This window comes from Xanthomonas sp. WHRI 7064 (assembly GCF_040202355.2).
GTDB classification, from domain to species: Bacteria; Pseudomonadota; Gammaproteobacteria; order Xanthomonadales; family Xanthomonadaceae; genus Xanthomonas; species Xanthomonas arboricola.
On the sequence record NZ_CP167821.1, the window covers coordinates 3,279,483 to 3,303,319 of the forward strand.

Here is a 23,837-nt window from a genome sequence, read left to right on the forward strand (position 1 = left end):
AGTTTTCTACCGTTGGAACCCCGTTCTCACCGATTCGTGCCGATGCCCTATTCCCCTCTGCAACACCTGCCCGCCGACATTACCGACCGCGCCGCGCGTATCCGCCTGGCCTGTTTCGACGTCGACGGCACCCTGACCGACGGCCGCTTGTATTACGACCATGCCGGTAACGAGAGCAAGTCGTTCAATGTGCTCGACGGCCAGGGGCTCAAGCAGCTCGACCATGCCGGCATCCATGTCGCGCTGATCACCGCACGCGCCAGCCTGTCGGCGGAAAAACGCGGCCAGGATCTGGGCCTGCACGTGCAGATTGGGGTCAAGAACAAGCGCCTGGCAGTGCTGGCCCTGTGCCAGGAGCACGGCCTGTCGCTGGACCAGGTGTTGTTCATGGGCGACGACCTGCCGGACCTGCCGGCCCTGCTGGCGGTCGGCCTGCCGGTGGCACCGGCCAATGCGCACCCGTGGATCGCCGAGCGCGTGCAGTGGCATACCCAGGCACGCGGCGGCGAAGGCGCCGCGCGCGAGGTCTGCGATGTGGTGCTGGCCGCGCAGGGCCAGGTCGAGGGCATCATCGAAAGGTTCTCGGCATGAGCTGGAACTGGCGCACCACCCTGGGCGTGGCGCTGTTCGCCGCTGCGGTGATTTCCGGCTGGTCGGCGTGGCAGCAGCGCGCGCGTCCGGTCGCCGCGGCGACAGACGATGCGCGCGCCGACTACGTGCTGCGCGACTTCGAACTGATTGCGCTGGACAAGGAAACCGGCAAGGAATCGATGACGCTGCGCGCGCCGGAGATGCATCGCAACCGCGCCGATCGCACTTCCGAGGTCACCACCCCGGTGTTCCTGCTGCCGGACAACACCAATCAACCGTGGACGCTGCGCTCCAAGACCGGCTGGATCAGCCCCACGGGCGACGAGCTGCGCCTGCGCGGCGATGTCGAGGGCGACAGCCCCACCGGCGGCGCGACCCCGCCGACCACGTTCCGCACCCAGAGCCTGGACGTGTTCCCGAAGCAGAACCTCGCCAAGACCGCGGCCCCGGTGAGCATGAGCCGGCCGGGTATCATGCAGAGCGGGGTCGGCTTCGAGGCCGATCTCAAATCACGCCAGTACAAGCTCCTTTCCCAGGTCAAGACCCGCTATGAACCGAATGCTGCCCGCTAAACTGGCGTTTGCCGCGCTGCTGCTGCCCGCCCTTGCGATGGCCAAGACCAGCGACCGCAATCAGCCGATGGCGATCGACTCCAATGCCAACGATTGCAACATGCTCGACGACAGCGGCAAGTGCCGCTTCAGCGGCAATGTGGTGATCACCCAGGGCACGCTGGAAATCCACGCCGACACCGCCGACATCTTCCAGAAGAACGGCCAGACCGACCGCGTCGTGCTGACCGGCAAGCAGGCCACGCTGAAGCAACAGATGGACGACGGCGCGATGATGAACGGCCAGGCCGACAACATCGAGTACCAGGTCGCCAACGAAGTCATCGTGCTGACCGGCAACTACAAGGTCGACTCGCCCAAGGGCACCAACGCCGGCCAGCGCATGGTCTACAACACCAAGACCGGCAACATGCAGAGCGGCGGCGACGGCAGCCGCGTGCGCACGATCATCCAGCCCAAGACCGCAGCGCCGGCGGCAGCAGCGCCTGCGGCGACGCCGGCCGCCAAGCCCGCGGCCAAGCCGCAGGGGAAGAAGTAATGCTGGTCGCCACCGGTCTGCGCAAGAAGTACAAGCAACGCGAAGTGGTCAAGGAATTCGGTCTCACGCTCGAGGCCGGTGAGGTGGTCGGCCTGCTCGGTCCCAACGGTGCCGGCAAGACCACTTGCTTCTACATGATCGTCGGCCTGGTCGAGGCCGATGCCGGGCGTATCGAGCTGGACGGCCGCGACCTCACCGCCGAACCGATGTACGCCCGCGCCAAGCTCGGTGTCGGCTATCTGCCGCAGGAGCCGTCGATCTTCCGCAAGCTCACCGTGGCCGACAACATCCGCCTGGTGCTGGAGCTGCGCGAAGAGCTGGATGGTGCCGGCCGCGAGAAGGAACTGGTCTCGCTGCTGGAAGAACTGCAGATTACCCATGTGGCCGACCAGCTCGGCGCCAGCCTGTCCGGCGGCGAGCGGCGGCGCTGCGAGATTGCGCGGGCGCTGGCGGCCAAGCCGCGCATGATGCTGCTCGACGAACCCTTTGCCGGTGTCGATCCGATTTCGGTCGGCGAGATCCAGCGCATCATCATCCACCTCAAGGAACGCGGCATCGGCGTGCTGATCACCGATCACAACGTGCGCGAAACCTTGGGAATCTGCGATCGCGCGTATATTCTCGCCGAGGGGGGCGTGCTGGCGCAGGGGGCACCAGATGCGCTGCTAGCCAACCCCGACGTCCGTCGCGTGTATCTGGGGGAAACTTTCCGCCTTTGAGCGCGTCGCCGCGCCATCGATTTTTCCAGTCAGTGCCCGCATGAAAGCCCGGCTCCAGACATCGCTAGGACAGCAGTTGGTCATGACGCCGCAGTTGCGTCAGGCGATCAAGCTATTGCAGATGTCCACCACCGAGCTGGAACTGGAAATCGCCGAAGCGGTGGAGACCAATCCGCTGCTGGAATGGGCCGACGAGGCCGCGCATGCGGCCAACGAGCTGCCGGTGGACGCGTCGTCGGCCGCCTCCACCGACGACACCCCGCGTGAGGAACCGGCACCGGCCGAGCGCGATGACGACTGGTCGCAGGACGAACTGCAGTGGACCGGGTCGGGCAGCGGCGGCAGCTTCGACGACGACGAGTCCGGCGATGCGGCCGAGCGCGTGGCCGAATCCGAGACCCTGGCCGACCATCTGTTGTGGCAGCTGCACCTGTCGCCGCTGTCGCCGCGCGACCGCCAGATCGGCGCGCTGCTGATCGATGCGTTGGATGAGGACGGCTACCTGCGCGAGCCGCTGTCGGCGATCCTGGAAACGCTGGCGCTCGGTGCGGCGGTGGACGAGGCAGAAGTCCTGACCGTGCTGCACCAGATCCAGCGCTTCGACCCGGTCGGCGTGGGTGCGCGCACTCTGGGCGAATGCTTGGCACTGCAGCTGGCGGTGCTCGACCCGGCCACTCCGGGGCGCGAGCTGGCGCTGCAGATCGTCGCCGGCCCGCTCGAGCGCCTGCCGCGCAGCGGCGTGGCCGGCCTGGCGCACGAACTCAAGCGCTCCACCGCCGATGTCGAGCAGGCGGTCCAGCTGGTGCGCTCGCTGGACCCGCGCCCGGGCAAGCAGATCGGCGACCTGTCGCAGGACACCTACGTGGTGCCGGACTGCGTGATCTGGCGCCAGCGCGGCGTGTGGCGGGCCTCGCTGGCCGGCCGCGCGCAGCCCAAGGTCACCATCCACCGCGGCTACGAGAACCTGATCCGCAGTTGCGGCGAGTCCGACGCCGGCTACCTGCGCGGCCAGCTGCAGGAGGCGCGCTGGCTACTCAAGAGCCTGGAGGCGCGCGGCGAGACCCTGCTGCGGGTGGTGCGCTGCCTGCTGCAGCACCAGGCCGGGTTCCTGGAATTCGGCGCGCAGGCCTTGCGCCCGCTGACCCTGCGCGAGATCGCCGGCGAGCTCGGCCTGCACGAATCCACCATTTCCCGCGCGATCGCGCGCAAATACGTGCGCACCCCGCGCGGCACCATCGCGCTGCGCTCGTTCTTCGCCTCCGGCATCGACACCGACAGCGGCGGCGAGGCTTCCAGCACCGCCATCCAGGCCATGATCCGGCGCCTGATCGAGGCGGAAAACCCGCGCAAACCGCTGTCCGACGCCAAGTTGGCCGATCTGCTGAAAACTTCCGGCGTACCAGTGGCGCGGCGCACCGTTGCGAAGTATCGTGAGGCCATGAACATTTCCGCCTCCCACGAACGCGTGCGTATCGCCTGACGTTGCACCCACCGCAACGCCGGCCTGCGCCGGGTGAGTCGGAGCACCGGAAAGGTTCATTGGCCCACCGACCAATGGAGGTATCCGATGCGTATCGAGACGTATGGCCACCAGCTTGAAGTGACCCCCGCGCTGCGGGAGTACGTGGCAAGCAAGCTGCAGCGACTGCAGCGCCATTTCGACCAGCACTGTGAAGTCCGAACCCAGCTGGCCGTTCGCAAGCCAGACCATCACGTGGTCGCCACCGTCAACCTCCCCGGTCGCACCCTGCACGCAGATGCCAGCGGCTCCAGCATGTATGCGGCCATCGACCTGCTGGTCGACAAGCTCGACCGCCTGGTGCTCAAGCACAAGGAAAAGAAATGTAACCACCATGCACGCGAGGTGCGCGACAATCCCGCATGACGCTTCCCGCTTGATGCCCTCATGCCTTTAACCGATCTGATGGCGGCCGTGCGCACCGTGGTGTCGCCGGCCGCCGATCGCGACACCGTCCTGCATGCCGCCGCCGACCTGCTGTCCTGCCGCCAGGCCGGCGCCGACGAGCTCTACGCCAACCTGTGCGAACGCGAGGCCCTGGGCAGTACCGCCATCGGCCATGGCATTGCCATCCCGCACGGGCGCTGCCCCAACCTCACCGAGCCGCGTGGCGCATTGCTGCGCTTGGACACCCCGGTGGCCTTCGGTGGCGACGAGCCGGTGGACCTGATCTTTGCAATGGCGGTGCCTGCGCACTACACCCACCAACATCTGATGCTGCTGTCGGAACTGGCCGAGCGGTTTTCCGACGCGGACTTCCGTCAGCAGTTGCGCGCCGCCCCCAATGCCGACGCCTTGATGGCGCTGCTCACCGACGCACCGCCAGCACAGGCCAGCGCCGCATGAATACCAGCATCACCGCACGCGAACTGTTCGACCAGCAACGCGACAAGCTGGCACTGCGCTGGGTGGCGGGCCAGAAAGGCGAGCACCGCGAGATCGAGGCCGGCAGCAACAACGCACGCCGCCCGTCGCTGGCCGGCTATCTCAATGTGATCTATCCCAACAAGGTGCAGATCCTGGGCACCGAAGAGCTGGCCTGGCTGGACTCGCTGGATGCGCGGCAACGCTGGGAAACCATCGAGAAGATCATCCAGGTGCAGCCGCTGGCACTGGCGATCAGCAAGAACCAGTCCTGCCCGGAAGACCTGCGCGAGGCCGCTGACGAATCCAACACGCCGCTGTGGATCTCGCCCAAGCGCGGCCACGAGTTGCTCAATCACCTCTCCTACCACCTGGCGCGCACGCTGGCGCCGCGGGTGACGCTGCATGGCGTGTTCATGGAGATCTATTCGATCGGCGTGCTGATCACCGGCGAGGCGGGCTCGGGCAAGAGCGAGCTGGCGCTGGAGCTGCTCAGCCGCGGTCACCGGCTGGTGGCCGACGACGCGCCCGAGTTCACCCAGATCGCCCCCGACGTACTCGACGGTACCTGCCCGGAACTGCTGCAGGACCTGCTGGAAGTGCGCGGCCTGGGCGTATTGAACGTGCGCGACATGTTCGGCGACACCGCGGTGAAGAAGAACAAGTACCTGCGCCTGATCGTGCACCTGACCCGCCCGATGACCGAGCCCACCCCGTCCGGCTACGAACGCCTGACCGGCGATTCCGGCAGCCGGCACGTGCTGGATCTGGACGTGCCGCTGATCACCCTGCCGGTGATGCCCGGCCGCAACCTGGCCGTGCTGACCGAAGCCGCCACGCGTCTGCATATCCTGCGCACCAAGGGCATCGACCCGGCGGCGATGTTTATCGCCCGCCACAGCAACTTGCTGGAGCGACGCACGCCATGAGTATTGCGCCCTCCACGTTGATGATCGTGAGCGGGCTGTCCGGCTCGGGCAAATCGGTTGCGTTGAAGACCTTCGAGGATCTGGACTACTACTGTTCGGACAACCTGCCGGTGGAACTGCTGCCGGATTTCGTGCGCAGCCGCCTGCGCGGCAATCCGCTCGGCGACCAGCGCCTGGCGGTGGGCATCGATGTACGCAGCCGCAGCGATCTGACCCAGCTGGCGCAATGGCGCCAGGCCGCGCAGGAATACGGCATCGAGGCGCGGCTGCTGTTTTTCGAGGCCAGCGACGAGGCGCTGATCAAGCGCTACGCCGATACCCGCCGCCGCCACCCGCTTAGCCATCTCGGCCTGGCCTTGCCGGAAGCGATCACCCGCGAGCGGCAGTTGACCGAACCGCTGCGCACGCAGGCCGATGCCATCATCGACACCAGCGCGCTCAACGTGCACCAGCTGCGTCGCCGCGTGGTCACCGAATTCGCGCTCGGCAGCAGCGACCGGCTGTCGCTGCTGTTCGAATCGTTCGCCTACAAACGCGGCGTGCCGGCGGAGGCGGACTTCGTGTTCGATGCGCGCGTCCTGCCCAATCCGCACTGGGACCCGGAACTGCGCCCGCTGACCGGCCGCGATGCCGGCGTGCGCGAGTATCTGGACAAGGAACCGGACGTGGTGCGCTACAGCGCGCAGATCGTGGACCTGCTCGACACCTGGCTGCCGCGGCTGCGCAACGACACCCGCAGCTATGTGACCATCGCCTTCGGCTGCACCGGCGGCAAGCACCGCTCAGTGTATCTGGCCGAACGCATGGCGCGGCATGCGCGCGAGCAGGGCTGGCCGGAGGTGGCGACGTTTCATCGTGAGCAGGACTGAGGGGCTGGGATTGGGGAATCGGGATTGGGGAATCGGGAATCGGGAATCGGGAATCGTCAAAGCGGTGTCATGCGGCTTGGAATGTGCGTACGGTCGGTGACATCTGTGCTTTGAAGCTTGGCCTTGCGGGTTGGCCTCGGCATCGGGTCCCCGCCCCGCACTTGCTGTCGAGGCTTTGATCTTGGTGGCTCATTTGGAGCTGCAGGCCGTCCTTGTCACTGCTGCTTCCTTAGTTTTGCTGCGGGCGCAGATTGTTCGGCTTGGCGCAGGCATTGGGTCTGCGGGAAAAACTTTTGATCGGTGCATTTCGTCTGCACGTTCTGATCGGGGACTGCCTGCCAGGTGCGCGCTGCAGCGTTCGCTTGTGATGCGGTTCGCATTGGCAGACTCCGGGCGTCGCGATCATTGCCATGCGGGCAGCGGCGCGCTTGCTGCATGCGCTGCACGCGACACGCTGCAGCGGTCCTAAACGGCTATTCATTTCGCAACACATCGGTGTCGGCAAACGCTATCGCGCGGTCATGCCGACCTGTTAACGTTTCGGCATGGCCTGTGGCATTCTCCTCATTACTCATCCCGGCATCGGCGCGGCGTTGTTGAACGTGGCGACGGGGCTGTTGCGGCAGTTGCCGCTGAAGACCGAAGCGTTCGATGTGCCGCTCGATGCAGACCTGGACGCCTTGTTGCCCCAGGCCTCGTCGGCGATGCGACGGGTCGACAGCGGCGACGGCGTGCTGGTCATGACCGACCTGTACGGCGCCAGCCCCAGCAATCTCGCCAGCCGGTTGGCAAAGCTCGGCACGCCGGTTCGCCGGGTGTCCGCGCTCAGCCTGCCGATGCTGCTGCGGGTGATGAACTACCCCGAACAAGGATTGCAGGAGCTGCCCGCCACCGCGGCGGCAGGCACCCGCAACGGAGCGATCATCGACGATGCTTGAACGCGAACTCATAGTTTCCAACCGACTCGGACTGCATGCGCGGGCAACCGCCAAGCTGGTGCAGACGCTGTCGTCCTATCGCAGCAACGCCACCCTGGCGGCCAAGGGCCGCGAGGTGAATGCCAAGAGCATCATGGGCGTGATGCTGCTGGCCGCCGGCCAGGGCACCAGCGTGGTGGTGCGGCTGGATGGCGAAGACGAGGCGCAAGCCCTGCAGGCGCTGGTGGACCTGTTCGAGCGTCGTTTCGACGAGGATAGCTGAGCATGCGCCGCGTCGGTGCGGGGCTGACCGACAGGGCGTGTCCGCGCCAGGGCCGCATATGAGCCTGCGTTTGCGTGGACACGCCGCCTCGCGCGGTAACGCACTCGGACGCGCGCGCGTGCGCCAGAGCCACACGCTGGAAGTGGCCGAACAACGCGTGCCCGCCAGCCAGGTGGAAACCCAGCTGCAGCGTCTGCACCTGGCGATCGAGGCGGCACGCACCGAGATGCAGCAGCTGCGCGACCGCCTGCATGGCGCGCTTGCGCGCGAGGTCGGCGAGTTTCTCGAACTGCATGCGCTGCTGCTCGACGACCCGGAGCTGCTGCAAGGCCTGGACGAGTTGATCCGCACCCACCGCTACAGCGCCGACTACGCCTTGCGCGTGCAACGCGACCGGTTGGCGGCGGTGTTCGACGGCATGGAGGACGCCTACCTCAAGAGCCGCATGGACGACCTGGATCACGTCATCGGCCGCATCCATGCGTTCTTGCACAAGCGCGCGCCCGACCTCAAGGGCGTGGCCGGCGAGATCCTGGTCTGCGACAACGTGGCGCCGTCGGAGCTGGCGCAGCTGCAGGCGCAAGGGGTGGTCGGCATCGTCACCACCGCCGGCAGCGCGCTGTCGCATAGCGCGATCCTGGCGCGCAGCCTGCACCTGCCGCTGGTGGTGGGGGTAAGCGATGCGGTCCAGCGGATCGACGATGGCGACGTATTGATTGTCGATGCCGGCTCCGGCCAGGTCATCGTCGACCCCAAGCCCGAGCATCTGCGCGACTACCGCGAGCGCCTGCGCGCGCTGGCCAAGGAGCAGCGCGAACTCGGACGGCTGCGCTCCAAACCCACGCGCACGCGCGACAACGTCGATATCACGCTGCTGGCCAATGCCGAATCGCTGGAGGACGTGGCCAAGGCGCACGCGCTCGGCGCCAGCGGCCTTGGCCTGTATCGCACCGAATTCCTGTTCCTGCAGCGCAACGAGCTGCCGGACGAAGAAGAACAGTTCCACACCTATCGCGACACCGTGCTGGGCATGAGCGGGCGACCGGTCACCATCCGCACCCTGGATCTGGGCGCCGACAAGGCCGACCGCACCGGCCTGACCTTGAGCGATGAGGACAACCCGGCGCTGGGCTTGCGCGGGGTGCGGTTGTCGCTGGCCCGGCCTGCGGTGGCGCAGGCGCAGTTGCGCGCAATCCTGCGCGCCTCCGGCTACGGGCCGGTGCGCATCCTGGTGCCGATGGTCAGCGGCCGCGAGGAAGTCCAGCTGCTGCGCCGGCAGATCAAGAAGCTGGCCGCGCAATTGCGCGAACAAGGCCACGAGATCGCCGAGCACATTCCGCTGGGCGCGATGATCGAAGTGCCGGCTGCGGCCCTGGCGCTGGACTGCTTTATCGACGACATCGATTTCCTGTCGATCGGTACCAACGATCTGGTGCAGTACCTGCTGGCGGTGGATCGCAACAACGAGGCATTGGGCGAGCTGTATTCGCCGTTGCATCCGGCGGTGCTGCGCCTGATCGCGCAGGTGATCGCCACCGGGCGCGCGTACGCCAAGCCGGTGGCGGTGTGCGGCGAGATCGCGGGCGACCCGCGTTTCGTGCCGATGTTGCTGGCGCTGGGGCTCACCGAGTTCAGCCTGCATCCGGCCACGCTGCTGGAAGTGCGCCGTGCGGTGCGCGACATCCACCTGGGCGAGTTGCGCGTGCAGGGCGACAAGCTGCTGCGCGCGCGCGACCGCAAGGGCATCGAGAAGTGGCTGGCCACCGTCGCGCAGGGCCTGGCGCGCTGAGCGGTCGCGTCATCGCGCAGGCGATGTTCTAACGCGTTGCGAGCGGCACTGTATGTTTCGTCACCGTGCGCAAGCGATAATACCGTGCTGACTCAGCAGCGCGTCTTCCATCGGGACGTGTCCACTCTTCCAGGGAGCCGCGCATGGCCGAAGCCGTCCGCCACGACAAGACCGCGCGCCAGCTGCGACTGCTGTCCGATGCGCTCGATAGCGGACGCCTGGGCCCGGTACGCCGGCTGGTCAATACGCTGGCGCCGGCGGAGATCGGCAACCTGCTGGAGTCGCTGCCGCCCGGCAAGCGCGAAGTGGTGTGGGGGCTGGTCGACCCGGAAGACGACGGCGAAGTGCTGCTGCATGTCGGCGATGAAGTACGCGAAAGCCTGCTGGCCGACATGGACACCGACGAGATCGTCGCCGCGGTCGAAGACCTCGACATCGACGATCTGGCCAATCTGGTCGAAGACCTGCCCGACACCGTCATCGACGAAGTGCTCAAGTCGATGGACCGCGAGAACCGCGAGCGGCTCGAGCAGGTGCTGTCGTACCCGGAGGACACTGCCGGCCGCCTGATGAATCCGGACGTGGTGACGGTGCGCGCCGACGTCAATGTCGATGTAGTGCTGCGCTATCTGCGCCTGCGCGGCGAGCTGCCAGACCACACCGATCACCTGTACGTGGTGAGCCGGCGCCACCAGTACCTGGGCCGGGTGTCGCTGGCCGCGCTGGTCACCCACGAGGACAGCACGCCGGTCAATCGCCTGATCGACGACGAACAACCGGCGATCGATGTCGGCGATGGCTCCGACGAGGTCGCACGGCGCTTCTCGGACCACGACTGGATTTCCGCGCCGGTGGTGGACGACAACAACATCCTGCTCGGCCGCATCACCATCGACGACGTGGTCGACATCATCCGTGAACAGGCCGAACACCAGGCCATGAGCGCGGCCGGTCTGGACGAGGACGAGGACATGTTCAGTCCGGCGCGGCGCGCCTTTCGCCGCCGCCTGATCTGGTTGGGCATCAACCTGTGCACCGCGTTCCTCGCGTCCAGCGTGGTCAGCCGCTTCGAAGGCACGATCGAGAAGCTGGTGGCGCTGGCGGCGTTGATGCCGATCGTGGCCGGCATGGGCGGCAACGCCGGCACCCAGGTGCTGGCCCTGATGGTGCGCGGCCTGGCGCTGGGCCAGATCGGCTCTTCCAACGTGATGACCCTGCTTAAGAAGGAACTCACTGTCGCGCTGATCAACGGCCTGGTGCTGGGCGTGGGCCTGGGTCTGATCGTGCTGGCCTGGTTCCAGCAGCCGATGCTGTCGCTGGTGATCGGCACCGCGCTGACCTTGAACATGCTCACCGCCGCATTCGGCGGGGTGCTGGTGCCGGTGACGCTGAAACGGCTGGGCTTCGATCCGGCATTGGCCGGTGGCGTGATCCTGACCACGCTGACCGACGTGATGGGGTTCCTGAGCTTCCTCGGCCTGGCGACGCTGATCCTGCTGCCGTAGTCGCCGTGTCGGGCCATGGCGATCAACGTTGCGCCGAGCACACCGCGGCGACAATCAGATGAATATTCGACAGAAATCGCCGCAATGCGACATGCCAGCACAGCTGCATGCGGCGATACTGCGGGTATGTCATCGGTCAGGGGGTGTGCGTGATCCGACGTTGTCTTGTTCTTGCGATTCTTGCGCTGCTGCTGGCTGGCTGTTCCAGCATGGCTGAGCGCCACCACGACGGGCGCCGCGGCCATTTCGTCACCCGCACGCTGGAGCTGGAAGGACGGCTCTACCGCTATCAGGTGTTTGTGCCGACCTCCAAGGCGCCGCAACCGCGCCCCATCGTGCTGTTCCTGCATGGCTCGGGCGAACGCGGCGACAACGGGCGCGATCAGGCCGAAGTGGGCGTCGGCCCTTACCTGAGCGAACACACTGCCGAGTTCCCGGCGCTGGTGGTGCTGCCGCAGGTGCCCGACGACGAGGAGTGGCTGGGAATCAATGCACGCATGGCAATCGCGGCGCTGGATGCGGCCAGTGCCGAATTCGGTGCCGACCCGCAGCGCACCTATCTCACCGGCATCTCGATGGGCGGCTATGGCGCCTGGGAAATCGGCCTGATGCAGCCGCAGCGCTTTGCCGCGATCGTGCCGATCTGCGGCGCGCTCAAGGCCCCGCGCGATGAGCGTCGCACGCTCTACGTCAGCCTGGTGGCCAAGGAAGCCGACCCGTATACCGCTGCGGTCACCCAGCTCAGGCACGTGCCGATCTGGATGTTCCATGGCGCCAAGGACGACTCGGTGCCACCGCACGACGACCGTGCGCTGTACCGCGCCGCCAAGGGCATCGGCGCCAATGTGCGCTACAGCGAATATCCGGACGGCAACCACAACGCCTGGGACGCAACCTACGCAGACCCGGCGATGTGGGAGTGGATGTTCAAGCAACGCCTGCGCTGAGCGGGCGGCGCACCGCGCCGATGCGGTCTGCGCCCGGTCAGTGGTGATAGCCGGTATCGGCGGTGATCTTGCCGCGGAACACGCGGTACGACCACACCGTGTAGCCCAGGATCAGCGGCAGCAGCACCACCAGGCCGATCAGTGCGAACAGCTGCGACGACGGCGGCGCGGCGGCCTGCCAGATGGTGTAGACCGGCGGCACCAGATACGGCCACATGCCCAGCACCAGGCCGAGGAAGCCGAGCACGAACAGGCCCATCGCCAGCAGGAACGGCGGCGTATCCGGCCGCCCCGCTTCGGTGCAGCGCCAGAGCGCGAAGCCGACGATGGCGACCAGCACCGGCACCGGCATCAGCCACAGGTAATGCGCGCCGCTGAACCAGCGGTCCATCACATGCGATTGCAGCGACGGCAACCACGCACTGACCAGGCCGATGAAGATCAGCACGCTGATGGTCAGCGGCCGGCTCAACTGCCGCGCGAGCTGTTGCACATGACCTTCGGTCTTGAGGATCAGCCAGGTGCTGCCGAGCAGCGCGTAGCCGAACACCAGCGCCGCGCCGGTCAGCATCGCGAACGGACTGAACCAGCCCCAGATGCCGCCGACATAGCGGTCGTTTTCGATCGGCAGGCCCTGCACCAGCGCGCCCAGGATCACGCCCTGCGCAAACGTGGCCAGGATCGAGCCGGCAGCGAAGGCATTGCTCCACAGCCGCCGCGAGCGATGCGCCTTGAAGCGGAACTCGAACGCCACGCCGCGGAACACCAGCGCCATCACCATCAACAGCACCGGCAGATACAGCGCCGACAGGATCACCGCGTACGCCTTGGGAAACGCCGCCAGCAGCCCTGCCCCGCCCAGCACCAGCCAGGTCTCGTTGCCGTCCCAGATCGGCGCGGCGGTATTCATCATCAGATCCAGCTGCGCCTCGTCCTTGCGGAAAGGCGCCAGGATGCCGATGCCGAGCACGAAGCCGTCCAGCACCACGTACATCAGCACCCCGAAGCCGATCACCGCGAACCACGCCACCGGCAATACGCTGCTCATGTCCATCATGCGGCTCCGTCGATCGGTTCGTCGGCCGCCGACAGCGGCCGTGCCGGGGTGTGTTCACCGTGGTCCAGCTGCGGCGCGTCATGCGGGGTCGGGCCGATCTTGCCGATCTTGACCAGGTACCAGATGCCCCAGCCGAACACGAACGCATAGCCGACCACGTACACCGCCAGCGAGATTGCGGTCATCAGCGTCGATTGCGGGCCCACGGCATCGGCGGTGCGCAACAGGCCATAGACCACATACGGCTGCCGACCCATCTCGGTGACGAACCAGCCCGACACCAGCGCGATGAAGCCGCTCGGCAACATCCAGCGCCAGGTCGCCAGCAACCAGCGCCACTGCAGCAACTTGCCGCGCCACCAGGCGAACGCCGAGACCCAGGCCACCAGCAGCATCAACGAGCCCAGCCCGACCATGATGCGGAAGGCGAAGAACACCGGCGTCACCGGCGGGCGATCGGCCGCCGGCACCGAGGTCAGCGGCGCAATGCTGCCTTCCGCACTGTGGGTCAGGATCAGGCTGCCCAGGCGCGGGATTGCCACCTCGTAATCGTTGCGCTCGGCCTGCGCATTGGGCAGGGCGAACAGCACCAGCGGAAACCCCTTGCCCTGGCCTTCGTCATGCCAGTGCGCTTCCATCGCCGCGATCTTCATCGGCTGGTGCTTGAGCGTGTTCAAGCCATGCATGTCGCCAACGAAGATCTGCAGCGGCACGGTGATCGCCGCGAAGGCCACCGCCAGCTTGAGCATGCGCAGCCCGGCCTCGCGGTGCACGCCGCGATGCAGATACCACGCCCCCACCGCACCGACCACAAAGCAGGTGGTGATGAACGAGCCCAGCGCCATATGCGCAAGCCGATACGGGAACGAGGGGTTGAAGATGATCTTCAGCCACGCCACCGGATGCACGATGCCGTCCACCACCTCATAGCCGGCCGGGGTCTGCAGCCAGCTGTTGGACGAAAGGATCCAGAACGTGGAAAACAGCGTGCCCAGCGCCACCATGCAGGTCGCCAGGAAATGCAGGCGCTCGGAAATGCGCCCCCAGCCGAACATCATCACGCCCAGGAAACTGGCTTCGAGGAAGAACGCGGTCAACACTTCGTAGCTCAGCAACGGGCCGATCACGCTGCCGGCGATCCGGCTCAGCTCCGGCCAGTTGGCCCCGAACTGGAAGGCCATCACGATGCCGCTGACCACGCCCATGCCGAACGACACCGCGAAGATCTTCTGCCAGAAGAAATACAGCTCGCGCCACACCGGCAGCCGGGTGCGCAGCCAGCGCCACTCGAGAAATGCCAGCAGGCTGGACAGCCCGATGGTGAATGCGGGAAACAGCACGTGGAATGCGATGACGAATCCGAACTGGATCCGCGATAACAGCAAGGCATCCATGGAGAATCCTCCAGGAAAAAGATGGGGCAGCATCAGCGCATAGGTTGCAGGTCGATTGCCGAACACCAGTGCCGGTCGATCGCGACCTCTGCGCTACGGGATCATCATAAGGACGGTCGTGCTCGTTCCCGATGCGACACGGCGTCGCATCTGCGGCAAATTGCCGCGCTTGTGCAGCCAGCAGCGACCCACAACACGCAGCGAGTGGCCGTCAGGTGGGTGCGGACGGCGCGCCCGGAACCGCAGCGCAGGCGTGGCTCATGCCGATTCGTAGCACCGGCCGCACCTGCCTGACGTTGTCGCTTTGTTGGCCCTCTCGGCGATGCTACACCCGGTGTGCAATGCAGCGCGCATTCCTTGCACGCAGACGCGTTGCACACAGGCCGGTCACCGTGATGCACCCGGCTCTCGCAGGTGCACACCGGCACGCGATGGAAGCTCGCCGCGCTGCCCCACCGCATCCGCACGCAGGTCACCGGAAAACGCTACGGCCGCACCCGCTCCCAGACCCGCAGGAAATTGCCGCTGTACACATCGACAATGCGTTGCGTGGGCCAGCCGGCATCCATCATCGCCTGCGTGAGTCTGGGCAGATCCGCGCCGCTGCGCAGACCGGTCGGCAAGCTGGAAATGCCACCATCGAAATCGCTGCCGAAACTCAGGTGCTTCCACGGATCCTCGACGATCCCCATGGCGGCGATCTGTCGGGCAAAGGCTTCGTAGTAGCCCACGACAAAGGCGAGATCGGCATCCATGTTCGGCTTGCCGTCGGCCAGATAGGCATGTTGCAGAAAGTACGGCGCCAGAATGACACTGATGCAGCCACCGGTCTGGACGATGGCGCGGATCGCCGCGTCGTCGAGCCCGCGGTCGAGATGACGCGACGGCCGCGTCTCGGCGCCACGAGTGACGCTGCGCGATGCGGCATGCGAGGCGAAGGAAGGCACGTTGCGACGGATGCAGATGGCGCAGGCATCGAGGACGCCCTGGCTGGAGGTATGCGAAAGATCCACCAGCAGTCCGACATCGATGCAGCGCTCCACGACCTTGCGGCCGAATTCCGACAGCCCCGCCCCTTCGATCCCGCGCCACGGATTGAGCGGCGCATAGCCGGCCTGGGAGATGTCGGTATGGCTGAAATGGTTGAGCGTCACATAGGCGGCGCCGGCCCTGGCAGCGATGTCCAGACGCTCCAGCCGCAGCGCCTGGCTGCGGACTCCGCGTGGGCCGAGCATATGCGCACCCTCCAGCGACAGGATGGCGCAGCAAAGACCTTCGGCCCGAACCGCGCGCAGCTCGGCGGCGCTGCGTGCCAGCCGCATCCGACCGTTGCTCGCGGCCACCATCTCCTCGACATAGCGCTGATGCTCCACCCAGTTGTTCCAGGGGTCGAGAAACGGCGCGCCGAAGAGGTTCTCCCACAACGCGTGGGCGCTGAAGCAGGCAGCGCCGTAGCCGCCGGCCAGAAAGTCCGGGCCGCTGACGTGGTACATCAGCGGTTGGTTGCGACCTCTTGGCGAGGTCTTGGACATCAGCCAGAGGATCAGCGAGCGTCGATGCGCTTTCCAGTCGCCCTTCCAGTAATCGAAGCCACCCAGGCGCGACAGATACAGGGAGTCCAGATGCGTATCGACCGGATAGGCCAGCGCATGCACCGCCTCCAGTGTGCGGGCGGCAGGCAAGGCAGCAGAATTCTCGGACGAAACGGCATGCATGCACGAACCCCGGCGATGACTGCTGAAACAATCAAGGAATGAAGCGATGCATTTTCATCGTCGCGCGCTGGCGCGCCGATGTTTTCCAGCCAACCGATGCAACAAACAGAATCGGCCGAATGACAGTAGCCGAGCTGGATCAGCAGATCCAGCCACTCGCCTGTCTGGTGGAAAGGAAACCGCAAGACTGCTTGCGTGTTCTCGCTTCGACAGTGTGCAACAGCGCACTGCCGCCGTGTTTGCGCCGCTGGACGATCAGGCACTCAGCAACGTTGACCTATACGCTCATGTCCGCGCACGCACGCGTCGCGCCACTTCGCTGACCACGGCGATAAAGATAGTCAGACCGACCATCGACAGGAACTGCGCACGGGTGTCCGCCGAGGACGCCAGCAGCACGAAGATCACCGCCAGGATCCCCAGGGCCAGCAAGGTCAGAAACGGATAACCCCGCATGCGGAACGGCAGCGCGATGCCGGCGCGGTCGGCGCGTGCGCGCAGGATCAGCTGCGACAGCAGCGAGATCGTCCACACCAGCAGGCAGGTGGCGCCGACGATGTTGAGCAGCATCGGCAACACCTTGTTGGGGTACAGCAGTTCCAGCGCGGCTGCGGCAAACCCGAACAGCACGCTGGCGATCACCGCCACCAGCGGCACCTGCTCACCACTGGTCCTGCCAAGCAAGCGCGGCGCTTCGCCGCGTTGCGCCAATGAGAAGATCATCCGCGAGGCGCCATACAGATTGGCGTTGAGCGCAGACAGCAAGGCCACCACGGCGACAAGGGTGATGGCGGTGGCCGCGCCGGGAATGCGCGCCACCTCCAGCACGGCGGCGAACGGCGAGCTGAGCGCCGCGCTGGTCCACGGCACCACCGCCACGATCACGCTGATCGAGCCGATGTAGAACACCAGGATGCGCCAGGCCACGGTGCGAATCGTGCGTGCCAGGCTGCGGCCCGGGTCGGCGGTTTCCGCGGCGGCCACTGCCACGATTTCGGTGCCGCCGAAGGCGAACACCACCACCAGCAACGCCGAGCCGATGCCGGCCAGCCCCTTGGGCGCGAATCCGCCGTTCTGGGTGAAGTTGGACAGCCCCGGCGACACCACGCCGGGCAACCAGCCGGCCAGCAAGGCCACACCGATCAGCAGGAACACCACGATCGCAACGACCTTGAGGATGGCGAACCAGAACTCGAACTCGCCGAAATTGCGCACGCCAAGCAAATTGATCGCGGTGAAGGTGGCCATGAACACCACCGCCAGCAATGGCACCGACAACGCCGGCCATACCGAGGCGAGCAGGCCCGCCGCGCCGACCGCTTCGGCGGCGATCACCACCACGATCTGCAGCCACCACAACCAGCCCACCGTCGCACCGGCGGTCGGCCCCATCGCGTCGGCTGCATACACCGAAAACGCGCCGCTGGCCGGTTTGGACGCGGCCATTTCGCCCAGCGCGTTCATTACGATGATCACCAGCGCTCCAGCGATCAGGTACGACACCAGCACTGCCGGCCCCGCCGCGTGGATCCCCACGCCCGAACCCAGGAACAGCCCGGCGCCGATCGCCGTGCCCAGGCCCATCATCATCAATTGCCGAGGTTTCAGCGCGTGGCGCAAGGTGGGCGCGGCGGACGGAGCGTGCTCAGCAACGGGATCGGTTGGAAGCGGCATGGAAGGGTTTGCATGGATGGAATCGCGACACGATACCGCGTCGCGGCGCCTGCCGCGCCTCTTGACGCCGGCGCCGGAGCGAGGTCGATCAAGCCGGGCGGGCGCTTGCCTGCATCCACCGCCATGGATTCACCGCACGTACGCAACCACCGGTGCCGCCATGCCTGGCTGCGAACCGGCGATGCACGAACCAGCTGCACCCACAGACAAGAATCCCCGGCCAGGCCGGGGATCCATGTGACCGCACCCTGTTGCCGCTTACTCGGCCAGGTTGGTGCCCGCACCGGCGGTGGCGATCACCTTGGCCTTGACCTGTGCGGCCGGGGTGATGCTATAGGTGTAGCCCAGCGGTTCCGGGAACACCTTGGTGGTGATCCAGTTGGTGGCGTTGGCGTACGGCTTGCTGCCATCCGGGGTGCCCCAGGTGATGCCGCTACCGACGTAGTTGTTGATCAGGTCCCAGTAGCCGATCTCGCTGCTGTCGCGCGAGGTCACCGGGTTCTTGATGTTCTCGAAGTAGTTGGACTCGATCTTGGCCACCCCGCCCATGCGCACGTTGATGCCCGAGGTGGTGACGTTGTTGAAATAGTTGTTGTAGATATGGCTCAGCCCACGCCGTTGCAACGGCACGCGCGATTCGACGTTCTCGAAGCGGTTGTGGTGATAGGTGGTGCGCGCGGCCGAATTCTTGGTGTCGCTGTCGCTGTATCCGTTGAGCGCGACCTTCTGGTAGTTGTAGACGTGGTTGTAGGACACGGTGACGTGATGGGTGCCCTTCTTCATGTCGATGCCGCCATCGAAAGACGCATCGCCGGCGCCCGAGCACTTGGTCAAGGAGGCGAACACGGTGTTGTGGTCGACCCAGATCTTGGAGGGCGAGCCGCTGGAATTGCCTTCCAGCGAAATCGAGTCGGCATCTTCACCGCCCTGCAGCAGGCCGATGGTCATGTTCTGGATGATGACGTTGCTGGAGTTGCCTACCACCCAAAGCCCGAAGTTGGCCGATGAGCCGTTGGCCCCCTTGATGGTGATGTTGCTCTTGTTCTTGATCTGCACGGTCTTGGCCGGCAACTTCCACTGTGCGCAGACGTCCTTGATGCTGCTGAAGTCGAACTTGCCGGTGTAGTTGAGCACCAACCCGCCGCTGCCGGAATAACTGTCGATCGCAGCCTGCATCGCCTCGAAGGTGGTCACAGTGACCGGTGTCTTGTTGCCGCCGCCGGTGGTGCCGGCACCGTACCCGACCGGGCCGGCGATGGCGCCCGCAGCACAGGCGGACAGGGCAAGCGCAACTGCGCCCTGGAATGTCTTGATGATCATGCAGCCTCTCCCAAAGTGTGGAAAAGCGATGCGTGCTGCCTGCGCCGGAGCGATGACAACAGCAAAGCGGTGCGTGGGGGCCGCATTCTTCGCGCGATTTAAAACATAAAACAATTATCCATCACTGAAACTTTGACGCACCACGGTGTTCTCCGTGCAGGACATGCGAAAGAGACAGCAAGAGACACCCGGGACAGGACACCGTTGCGGCGTGCGCAGTATTTTTGTGCTTATGCAGATGTATTTTTCATGCATGCAAACGCAGGCGAATGCTGGTTTACTCACGCGCGCTTTCGACCGCAGTTGCTAGTGGCAGCTGCGTTTTTTAAGCATTGAAGTGCAACACGAAATGCTGCGCAGTGGTCACTGCACACGAACGTGTGTTGTGAGCTTCATTGGTGCGTAGCAGCAGCGCCATCGCAGACACGCGGTTTGCATGGCTTGTGCGGTTTACACGGCATTTGATGCCGCATTGCAGAAGACGATGCGTGATTGCGCCTTTGGATCAATCGCGACAGTGGGCGAGCACTGGCGCTACGACCAGCCTCTTTCGACATTGTCAGGCCGCTTCGGTCCGACCACGTGGTGCGTCAGGTGGTGTTCGACCGTAGCCTGGCAATCCGCATTGGATGTGTCGGCTCAGCGACACGCGGTTAAGGCATAGCTGCGTGTATCGACAGGAGGACTCTTCAATCATTGCTCACGCTGACGCATCGATGCGCAAGCAAGGCAGCGCATGCTCAATCGCGACGCGTCGCAGCTGCGCACCGCAGCCGGGCACGCTCTGCTTCACGTGCACTCATACACCCCACCCCATCCGCTCAAACAGCGCGACTAGCTGCCGCCGACGCATGCACCAGCTGCTCGCCGGGCCACGGCGTCTGGTCGTCGAGGAAGTTGCCGACCAGGCGCATGCACGCCGGGCGTTCTTCCACATGCGGCATATGGCTGGAATTGGCGAACACATGCCACCGCGCGTCCGGGATCAGGCGTGCATACGGCTCCACCGTTTCCGGTGTGGCCTCGTCGTACTTGCCCGACAGCACCAGCGTGGGCGCATTGATGCGGTGCAGGCGCTCGATGATGCTCCAGTTGCGCAGGCTGCCGATCACGTGGAATTCGGTCGGGCCATTCATGGCGTGATACACGGTCGGGTCGGCATCGATGGCGGCGAAGGTGCGCGCCACTTCCGCAGGCCAGGGCAACACGCGGCAGACGTGCTGGGCGTAGAACACCTGGCTTGCGGCGCGATAGGCCGGGTCGTCCAAGGTGCCGGCCGCTTCGTGCGCGTCCAGCGCCGCCTGGATGTCCTCGGGCAGGCGCGCACGCAGCCGCAGCGCCGCAGCGCGCCACAAGCCCATCGATGCCGGGGAGTTGGCAATCACCAGCGCACGCAGGCCGGCCGGCCGCCGCACCGCATGCTCGGCCGCCAGCATCCCGCCCCAGGACTGCCCGAGCAGCGCGTATTGCGACAGCCCCAACTGCGTGATCAGGGCCTGCAACTCGTCCAGAAACAGCCCCACCGTCCAGAAACCGGGGTCCGCATCGGGAAGATGGGTGGACTTGCCGTTGCCGAGCTGGTCGTAATGGATCACCGCGCGTCCATTGGCCGCCAGGTCCTTGAAGCTGTCCACATAATCGTGGGTGCAGCCGGGGCCGCCGTGCAGCACGATCAGCGGGCAGGCGTCGCTGCGCAGGTCGCCGGTGATGCGGTACCAGGTCCGGTACCCACGAAATTCGACGTAACCCTCGGTGGACTGCATGACCTGCGCCTGCTAACGGCAAGAATGAGCGCCGAGCCTAGCGAGGCAACCGCCGCGCGTTAACTGGCAAAACTCCCAGGTTCGTGGCGCTTTCGAAGCTCGGAGCCGGCTTCGCGCGCGGCCGGGCGCATCATCGGTCGCCAGGACGGGCACCAACCCGTGCAGCGATTGCGCCTGCCGATCGCAAACTTTCGCTGCAGGGAAATCGCCTATCGCGGCGTGCCGTCGCAGGCGCTGAACCCGCCGCGCTTACGGCTCCAGCAATCGATAATGCATGCCGCGCACGACGGCCTCGACGCGATTGCGCGCACCCAGCTTGCGCGCTGCCGAGTTCAGATGCAGGTTTACCGTGGCGGTGGAACGGTTGAGCGCAGCGGCGATGCTCTTGGCTGTCAGCCCCTTGGCCGAGTACTGCAGGCACTCGCGCTCGCGGCGGGTCAGCACGATGTGGTGGCAGCGGCGTTCCTGCGGATCGAGCAACTCCTGTGCGCGTGCCTGGAAGGTATGCGCCAGCAGCAGGAATGGCGACAGCTGCGCTTCGGCCAGCCGTGGCGCCTCGGCGGCCACCGCATCGACCGCAGCGCTGAACGTCGCGAACGCGCCACCCGGCAGGTGCAGGGGCACGGTGACACCGGTTCCCATACCGCTATCGCACAGATAACGCGTGACCTGCCGATGCTGGCTGCCGACGTATTCCACGCCCTCCATCTCCCCGTCGCTGCGGTAGGACCACACGAATGGCGTGGTGCGGCGCGTCGCACGCTGCTGCACCGGGTCGTGCTGGTAATAGCCGTGCTCGCACCAGATGTGCTGCATGTCGCCCGGCGCATTGCGCTGCATGAACACCGACGGGGTGATCAATGCCCCTTCCAGGCTCAGCGGGACCGGCGCGTAGTCGTAGACCAGTGACTGGAAGCCCAGCCCGCAGACGTCGGAAAACACCCGGTCCAGGCAGGCATTGAGCGTGTGCAGCGCCTGCAGGTCGCGGCCCAGGCTGGCCAGAGTGTCGAACATGGTGGGTCCTTCGGTGTCGACGTATGCCGCTGGATGACATCCAGCAGGGAAAACCTAGCACTTTTACCAATGGATGGGCTTGGCGGCCACATTATCGTCACAATGCCGGTCGGATGGCTGCACTGCAGCATCGACCTGCAGACGCTCCCACGGCGCCTGCGTCGCGACCCGGCATTCCTTTCAGCGGACACCTGCATGACCGATACCTCCCGCCGCAACGATGCGGCCGCGCTGGAACGCTTTGGCTACACCCAGGAGCTCAAGCGGCAGCTGACGCTCAAGGACCTGCTGATCTACGGGCTGGTGTCCATGGTGCCAACCGCGCCGTTCTCCATTTTCGGCGGCGTGTTCGACATCAGTGCCGGGATGGTGCCGCTGACCTACCTGCTCGGCTTCGTGGCGATGCTGTTCACCGCGTTGAGCTACCAGCAGATGTCGCAGGCGTTTCCGGTCGCTGGCTCGGTGTATGCGTATGTGGGACGCGGCCTGAGCAGCGGCATGGGCTTTCTGGCCGGCTGGGCGATCCTGCTGGATTATCTGCTGGTGCCCACCCTGCTCTACGTGGTCGGCGCCAACGCCATGCACAACGTGTTGCCGGCGGTGCCGCAGCCGGCGTGGATCGCCTTCTTCGTGGTGCTCAACACGCTGGTCAACCTGCGCGGCATCGAAACCACCGCGCGTGCCAATCGCTTCTTCCTCTACGCGCAGCTGGTGGTGCTGGCGGTGTTCGTGGTGCTAGCCAGCCTGGCGATCCAGCGTGGCGTCAATGGTGCGCACTGGAACCTGCGTCCGTTCTACAACCCGCAGGCCTTTTCGCCGCAGCTGATCTTCAGCGCCTTGTCGGTGGCGGTGGTGTCGTTCCTGGGCTTCGATGCGATCTCCACGTTGTCCGAAGAAACCCGTGGCGGCAACCGCGTGGTCGGGCGCGCGACCCTGCTGGCGCTGTTGCTGGTGGCCGGCTTGTTCGTGCTGCAGACCTGGCTGGCCGCGCTGCTGCAGCCCACCCTGCAACGCTATCCCAGCGCGCAGGCCTCCAACGATGCGTTCTTCGAGATCGGGCGCCTGATCGCCGGGCCGTGGTTGCAGATCGTCATTGCACTCACGGTCGCGATCAGTGCGGCGATCGCCAATTCGTTGGTGGCGCAGGCCGCCACCTCGCGCCTGTTGTTCGCCATGGCGCGCGACCGCCAGCTACCGGCCTTTCTGCGCTACATCCATCCACGCACCGGCGTGCCGCAGCGCGCCATCCTGCTGGTGGCGGGCTTGAGCATGGTGCTGGGCGAAGTCTTCGTCGGCCAGATCGCGCTGCTGTCCTCGTTGTGCAATGTCGGCGCACTGACCGCCTTCATCCTGTTGCACGTGGCGGTGCTGTGGCATTTCCGCGGACAGGGCCGCAGCGTGCTGTTGCATGTTGCCACGCCGTTGATCGGCATCTTGATCCTGGCTTATGTGCTGATCAATGCCGACCAGCATGCGCAACTCGGCGGCACGGCCTGGATGGTGGTCGGGCTCGCAGTGTTGGGGTTTCTCAAAGCCAGTGGTCGCTCGACCGACTTCCGCGCCAGCGACGCGTTGGAGTAATCCGTCGCGAGCCGATATGCAGCCTTGCTGCTGGCTGCCGGAGTCGTCGACATGCCTGCTTGCAGGGGCGTAGAGCGCGCCTTGTTAAAGCCCGCAAAGGTTATGCGCGCTCGCCATCCAGCATGCAGCGTATCTACCTGCATCGCCTGACAGGTTGATCAAGGCGGCGCTGCCGGTGCACTGCGCGATCGCACTTGCCGCAGGTAGAGCGGCGTACGTGTTGCAGATGATTCCTGGAATGCGGCGCCATGCGCATGCGCATGCGCAAGGCCACTGG

22 protein-coding genes, 1 other RNA gene and 1 pseudogene are annotated in these 23,837 nt (G+C 65.7%); 15 read left to right on the forward strand and 9 right to left on the reverse strand.

Annotated elements, in window-relative coordinates; genetic code table 11:
• The first annotated feature begins 42 nt into the window (after positions 1-42).
• From ABQY74_RS14140 to rapZ, 9 genes are all read left to right on the forward strand, one after another.
• Positions 43-591 (forward strand): HAD family hydrolase, encoded by a 549-nt coding sequence (locus tag ABQY74_RS14140; RefSeq protein WP_104569713.1) that lies wholly within the window; start codon positions 43-45, stop codon positions 589-591.
• On the forward strand, positions 588-1,163 hold the full coding sequence (lptC, locus tag ABQY74_RS14145) for an LPS export ABC transporter periplasmic protein LptC (RefSeq protein WP_039526175.1): 576 nt from the start codon (positions 588-590) through the stop codon (positions 1,161-1,163). The genes ABQY74_RS14140 and lptC overlap by 4 nt, the downstream gene beginning before the upstream one ends.
• The gene (gene lptA / locus ABQY74_RS14150; RefSeq protein WP_102251576.1) at positions 1,141-1,701 is read left to right on the forward strand and encodes a lipopolysaccharide transport periplasmic protein LptA; all 561 of its coding nucleotides are present in this window, start codon (positions 1,141-1,143) and stop codon (positions 1,699-1,701) included. The genes lptC and lptA overlap by 23 nt, the downstream gene beginning before the upstream one ends.
• Positions 1,701-2,420: an LPS export ABC transporter ATP-binding protein gene (lptB, locus tag ABQY74_RS14155; protein WP_016904606.1), complete on the forward strand. Its 720-nt coding sequence runs from the start codon at positions 1,701-1,703 to the stop codon at positions 2,418-2,420. The genes lptA and lptB overlap by 1 nt, the downstream gene beginning before the upstream one ends.
• 82 nt (positions 2,421-2,502) lie before the next feature.
• Positions 2,503-3,900 (forward strand): RNA polymerase factor sigma-54, encoded by a 1,398-nt coding sequence (locus ABQY74_RS14160; protein WP_024938738.1) that lies wholly within the window; start codon positions 2,503-2,505, stop codon positions 3,898-3,900.
• A gap of 87 nt (positions 3,901-3,987) precedes the next feature.
• The gene (gene hpf / locus ABQY74_RS14165; protein WP_016904608.1) at positions 3,988-4,305 is read left to right on the forward strand and encodes a ribosome hibernation-promoting factor, HPF/YfiA family; all 318 of its coding nucleotides are present in this window, start codon (positions 3,988-3,990) and stop codon (positions 4,303-4,305) included.
• 21 nt (positions 4,306-4,326) lie between these two features.
• Positions 4,327-4,785: a PTS sugar transporter subunit IIA gene (locus tag ABQY74_RS14170; RefSeq protein ID WP_026064839.1), complete on the forward strand. Its 459-nt coding sequence runs from the start codon at positions 4,327-4,329 to the stop codon at positions 4,783-4,785.
• Positions 4,782-5,732 (forward strand): HPr(Ser) kinase/phosphatase, encoded by a 951-nt coding sequence (hprK, locus tag ABQY74_RS14175; protein ID WP_127159722.1) that lies wholly within the window; start codon positions 4,782-4,784, stop codon positions 5,730-5,732. The genes ABQY74_RS14170 and hprK overlap by 4 nt, the downstream gene beginning before the upstream one ends.
• The gene (gene rapZ, locus ABQY74_RS14180; protein WP_039526172.1) at positions 5,729-6,601 is read left to right on the forward strand and encodes an RNase adapter RapZ; all 873 of its coding nucleotides are present in this window, start codon (positions 5,729-5,731) and stop codon (positions 6,599-6,601) included. Before hprK ends, rapZ begins: the two co-directional genes overlap by 4 nt.
• A 473-nt stretch (positions 6,602-7,074) precedes the next feature.
• Here the strand turns inward: rapZ and ABQY74_RS14185 are convergent.
• Positions 7,075-7,326, reverse strand: a pseudogene (locus ABQY74_RS14185) (GNAT family N-acetyltransferase); the annotation flags it as partial.
• Between ABQY74_RS14185 and ABQY74_RS14190 the strand changes: the two are divergent.
• From ABQY74_RS14190 to ABQY74_RS14210, 5 genes are all read left to right on the forward strand, one after another.
• A complete protein-coding gene (locus tag ABQY74_RS14190) occupies positions 7,216-7,539 on the forward strand; it encodes a PTS sugar transporter subunit IIA (protein ID WP_369920304.1) in 324 nt (107 codons plus the stop codon). The pseudogene ABQY74_RS14185 and the gene ABQY74_RS14190 overlap by 111 nt on opposite strands.
• Positions 7,532-7,801, forward strand: coding sequence for an HPr family phosphocarrier protein (locus tag ABQY74_RS14195; RefSeq protein ID WP_016904613.1), 270 nt, complete (start codon positions 7,532-7,534; stop codon positions 7,799-7,801). The genes ABQY74_RS14190 and ABQY74_RS14195 overlap by 8 nt, the downstream gene beginning before the upstream one ends.
• A gap of 58 nt (positions 7,802-7,859) precedes the next feature.
• The gene (ptsP, locus tag ABQY74_RS14200; RefSeq protein ID WP_039519774.1) at positions 7,860-9,590 is read left to right on the forward strand and encodes a phosphoenolpyruvate--protein phosphotransferase; all 1,731 of its coding nucleotides are present in this window, start codon (positions 7,860-7,862) and stop codon (positions 9,588-9,590) included.
• 143 nt (positions 9,591-9,733) lie between these two features.
• Positions 9,734-11,095 carry a magnesium transporter gene (mgtE, locus tag ABQY74_RS14205; protein WP_016904202.1) on the forward strand — a complete coding sequence of 454 codons (1,362 nt, stop codon included), beginning with the start codon at positions 9,734-9,736 and terminating at the stop codon, positions 11,093-11,095.
• A gap of 107 nt (positions 11,096-11,202) precedes the next feature.
• On the forward strand, positions 11,203-12,042 hold the full coding sequence (locus tag ABQY74_RS14210) for a prolyl oligopeptidase family serine peptidase (RefSeq protein WP_051747449.1): 840 nt from the start codon (positions 11,203-11,205) through the stop codon (positions 12,040-12,042).
• A gap of 37 nt (positions 12,043-12,079) precedes the next feature.
• Here ABQY74_RS14210 and cydB read toward each other — a convergent pair whose 3' ends face one another.
• The 8 genes from cydB to ABQY74_RS14250 form a co-directional block, all read right to left on the reverse strand.
• Positions 12,080-13,096 (reverse strand): cytochrome d ubiquinol oxidase subunit II, encoded by a 1,017-nt coding sequence (gene cydB, locus ABQY74_RS14215; protein WP_039515200.1) that lies wholly within the window; start codon positions 13,094-13,096, stop codon positions 12,080-12,082.
• Complete coding sequence (locus ABQY74_RS14220) at positions 13,096-14,493, reverse strand: cytochrome ubiquinol oxidase subunit I (RefSeq protein ID WP_039813363.1); 1,398 nt, start codon at positions 14,491-14,493, stop codon at positions 13,096-13,098. The genes cydB and ABQY74_RS14220 overlap by 1 nt, the downstream gene beginning before the upstream one ends.
• 185 nt (positions 14,494-14,678) lie before the next feature.
• Positions 14,679-14,755: non-coding RNA, sX9 sRNA (locus ABQY74_RS14225), on the reverse strand.
• A 223-nt stretch (positions 14,756-14,978) separates the two neighbouring features.
• Entirely contained in the window at positions 14,979-16,208 is a 1,230-nt protein-coding gene (locus ABQY74_RS14230) for a dipeptidase (RefSeq protein WP_104553923.1), read from the reverse strand.
• A gap of 285 nt (positions 16,209-16,493) precedes the next feature.
• Complete coding sequence (locus tag ABQY74_RS14235) at positions 16,494-17,882, reverse strand: amino acid permease (protein WP_104553922.1); 1,389 nt, start codon at positions 17,880-17,882, stop codon at positions 16,494-16,496.
• Positions 17,883-18,140: 258 nt separating this feature from the next.
• The gene (locus ABQY74_RS14240; RefSeq protein ID WP_039526156.1) at positions 18,141-19,202 is read right to left on the reverse strand and encodes a polysaccharide lyase family 1 protein; all 1,062 of its coding nucleotides are present in this window, start codon (positions 19,200-19,202) and stop codon (positions 18,141-18,143) included.
• A gap of 821 nt (positions 19,203-20,023) precedes the next feature.
• Positions 20,024-20,965: a proline iminopeptidase-family hydrolase gene (locus ABQY74_RS14245; protein ID WP_104594498.1), complete on the reverse strand. Its 942-nt coding sequence runs from the start codon at positions 20,963-20,965 to the stop codon at positions 20,024-20,026.
• A 249-nt stretch (positions 20,966-21,214) separates the two neighbouring features.
• Positions 21,215-21,979: a LuxR family transcriptional regulator gene (locus ABQY74_RS14250; RefSeq protein WP_039515206.1), complete on the reverse strand. Its 765-nt coding sequence runs from the start codon at positions 21,977-21,979 to the stop codon at positions 21,215-21,217.
• A 195-nt stretch (positions 21,980-22,174) separates the two neighbouring features.
• On the opposite strand from ABQY74_RS14250, the gene ABQY74_RS14255 reads away from it, so the two are divergent.
• Positions 22,175-23,560 (forward strand): APC family permease, encoded by a 1,386-nt coding sequence (locus tag ABQY74_RS14255; protein WP_349791913.1) that lies wholly within the window; start codon positions 22,175-22,177, stop codon positions 23,558-23,560.
• Positions 23,561-23,837: the final 277 nt, after the last annotated feature.

Bases quoted from the DNA above. Each gene is read 5' to 3' on its own strand.
- ABQY74_RS14240 (WP_039526156.1), bottom strand. From the start codon at position 19,202: ATGATCATCAAGACATTCCAGGGCGCAGTTGCGCTTGCCCTGTCCGCC.
- ABQY74_RS14245 (WP_104594498.1), bottom strand. From the start codon at position 20,965: ATGCAGTCCACCGAGGGTTACGTCGAATTTCGTGGGTACCGGACCTGG.
- ABQY74_RS14160 (WP_024938738.1), top strand. From the start codon at position 2,503: ATGACGCCGCAGTTGCGTCAGGCGATCAAGCTATTGCAGATGTCCACC.
- ptsP (WP_039519774.1), top strand. From the start codon at position 7,860: ATGAGCCTGCGTTTGCGTGGACACGCCGCCTCGCGCGGTAACGCACTC.
- ABQY74_RS14140 (WP_104569713.1), top strand. From the start codon at position 43: ATGCCCTATTCCCCTCTGCAACACCTGCCCGCCGACATTACCGACCGC.
- ABQY74_RS14230 (WP_104553923.1), bottom strand. From the start codon at position 16,208: ATGCATGCCGTTTCGTCCGAGAATTCTGCTGCCTTGCCTGCCGCCCGC.
- rapZ (WP_039526172.1), top strand. From the start codon at position 5,729: ATGAGTATTGCGCCCTCCACGTTGATGATCGTGAGCGGGCTGTCCGGC.
- hpf (WP_016904608.1), top strand. From the start codon at position 3,988: ATGCGTATCGAGACGTATGGCCACCAGCTTGAAGTGACCCCCGCGCTG.
- ABQY74_RS14195 (WP_016904613.1), top strand. From the start codon at position 7,532: ATGCTTGAACGCGAACTCATAGTTTCCAACCGACTCGGACTGCATGCG.
- ABQY74_RS14210 (WP_051747449.1), top strand. From the start codon at position 11,203: ATGCGGCGATACTGCGGGTATGTCATCGGTCAGGGGGTGTGCGTGATC.
- cydB (WP_039515200.1), bottom strand. From the start codon at position 13,096: ATGGACATGAGCAGCGTATTGCCGGTGGCGTGGTTCGCGGTGATCGGC.
- ABQY74_RS14250 (WP_039515206.1), bottom strand. From the start codon at position 21,979: ATGTTCGACACTCTGGCCAGCCTGGGCCGCGACCTGCAGGCGCTGCAC.
- hprK (WP_127159722.1), top strand. From the start codon at position 4,782: ATGAATACCAGCATCACCGCACGCGAACTGTTCGACCAGCAACGCGAC.
- mgtE (WP_016904202.1), top strand. From the start codon at position 9,734: ATGGCCGAAGCCGTCCGCCACGACAAGACCGCGCGCCAGCTGCGACTG.
- ABQY74_RS14235 (WP_104553922.1), bottom strand. From the start codon at position 17,882: ATGCCGCTTCCAACCGATCCCGTTGCTGAGCACGCTCCGTCCGCCGCG.
- ABQY74_RS14220 (WP_039813363.1), bottom strand. From the start codon at position 14,493: ATGGATGCCTTGCTGTTATCGCGGATCCAGTTCGGATTCGTCATCGCA.
- lptC (WP_039526175.1), top strand. From the start codon at position 588: ATGAGCTGGAACTGGCGCACCACCCTGGGCGTGGCGCTGTTCGCCGCT.
- ABQY74_RS14255 (WP_349791913.1), top strand. From the start codon at position 22,175: ATGACCGATACCTCCCGCCGCAACGATGCGGCCGCGCTGGAACGCTTT.
- lptA (WP_102251576.1), top strand. From the start codon at position 1,141: ATGAACCGAATGCTGCCCGCTAAACTGGCGTTTGCCGCGCTGCTGCTG.
- lptB (WP_016904606.1), top strand. From the start codon at position 1,701: ATGCTGGTCGCCACCGGTCTGCGCAAGAAGTACAAGCAACGCGAAGTG.
- ABQY74_RS14170 (WP_026064839.1), top strand. From the start codon at position 4,327: ATGCCTTTAACCGATCTGATGGCGGCCGTGCGCACCGTGGTGTCGCCG.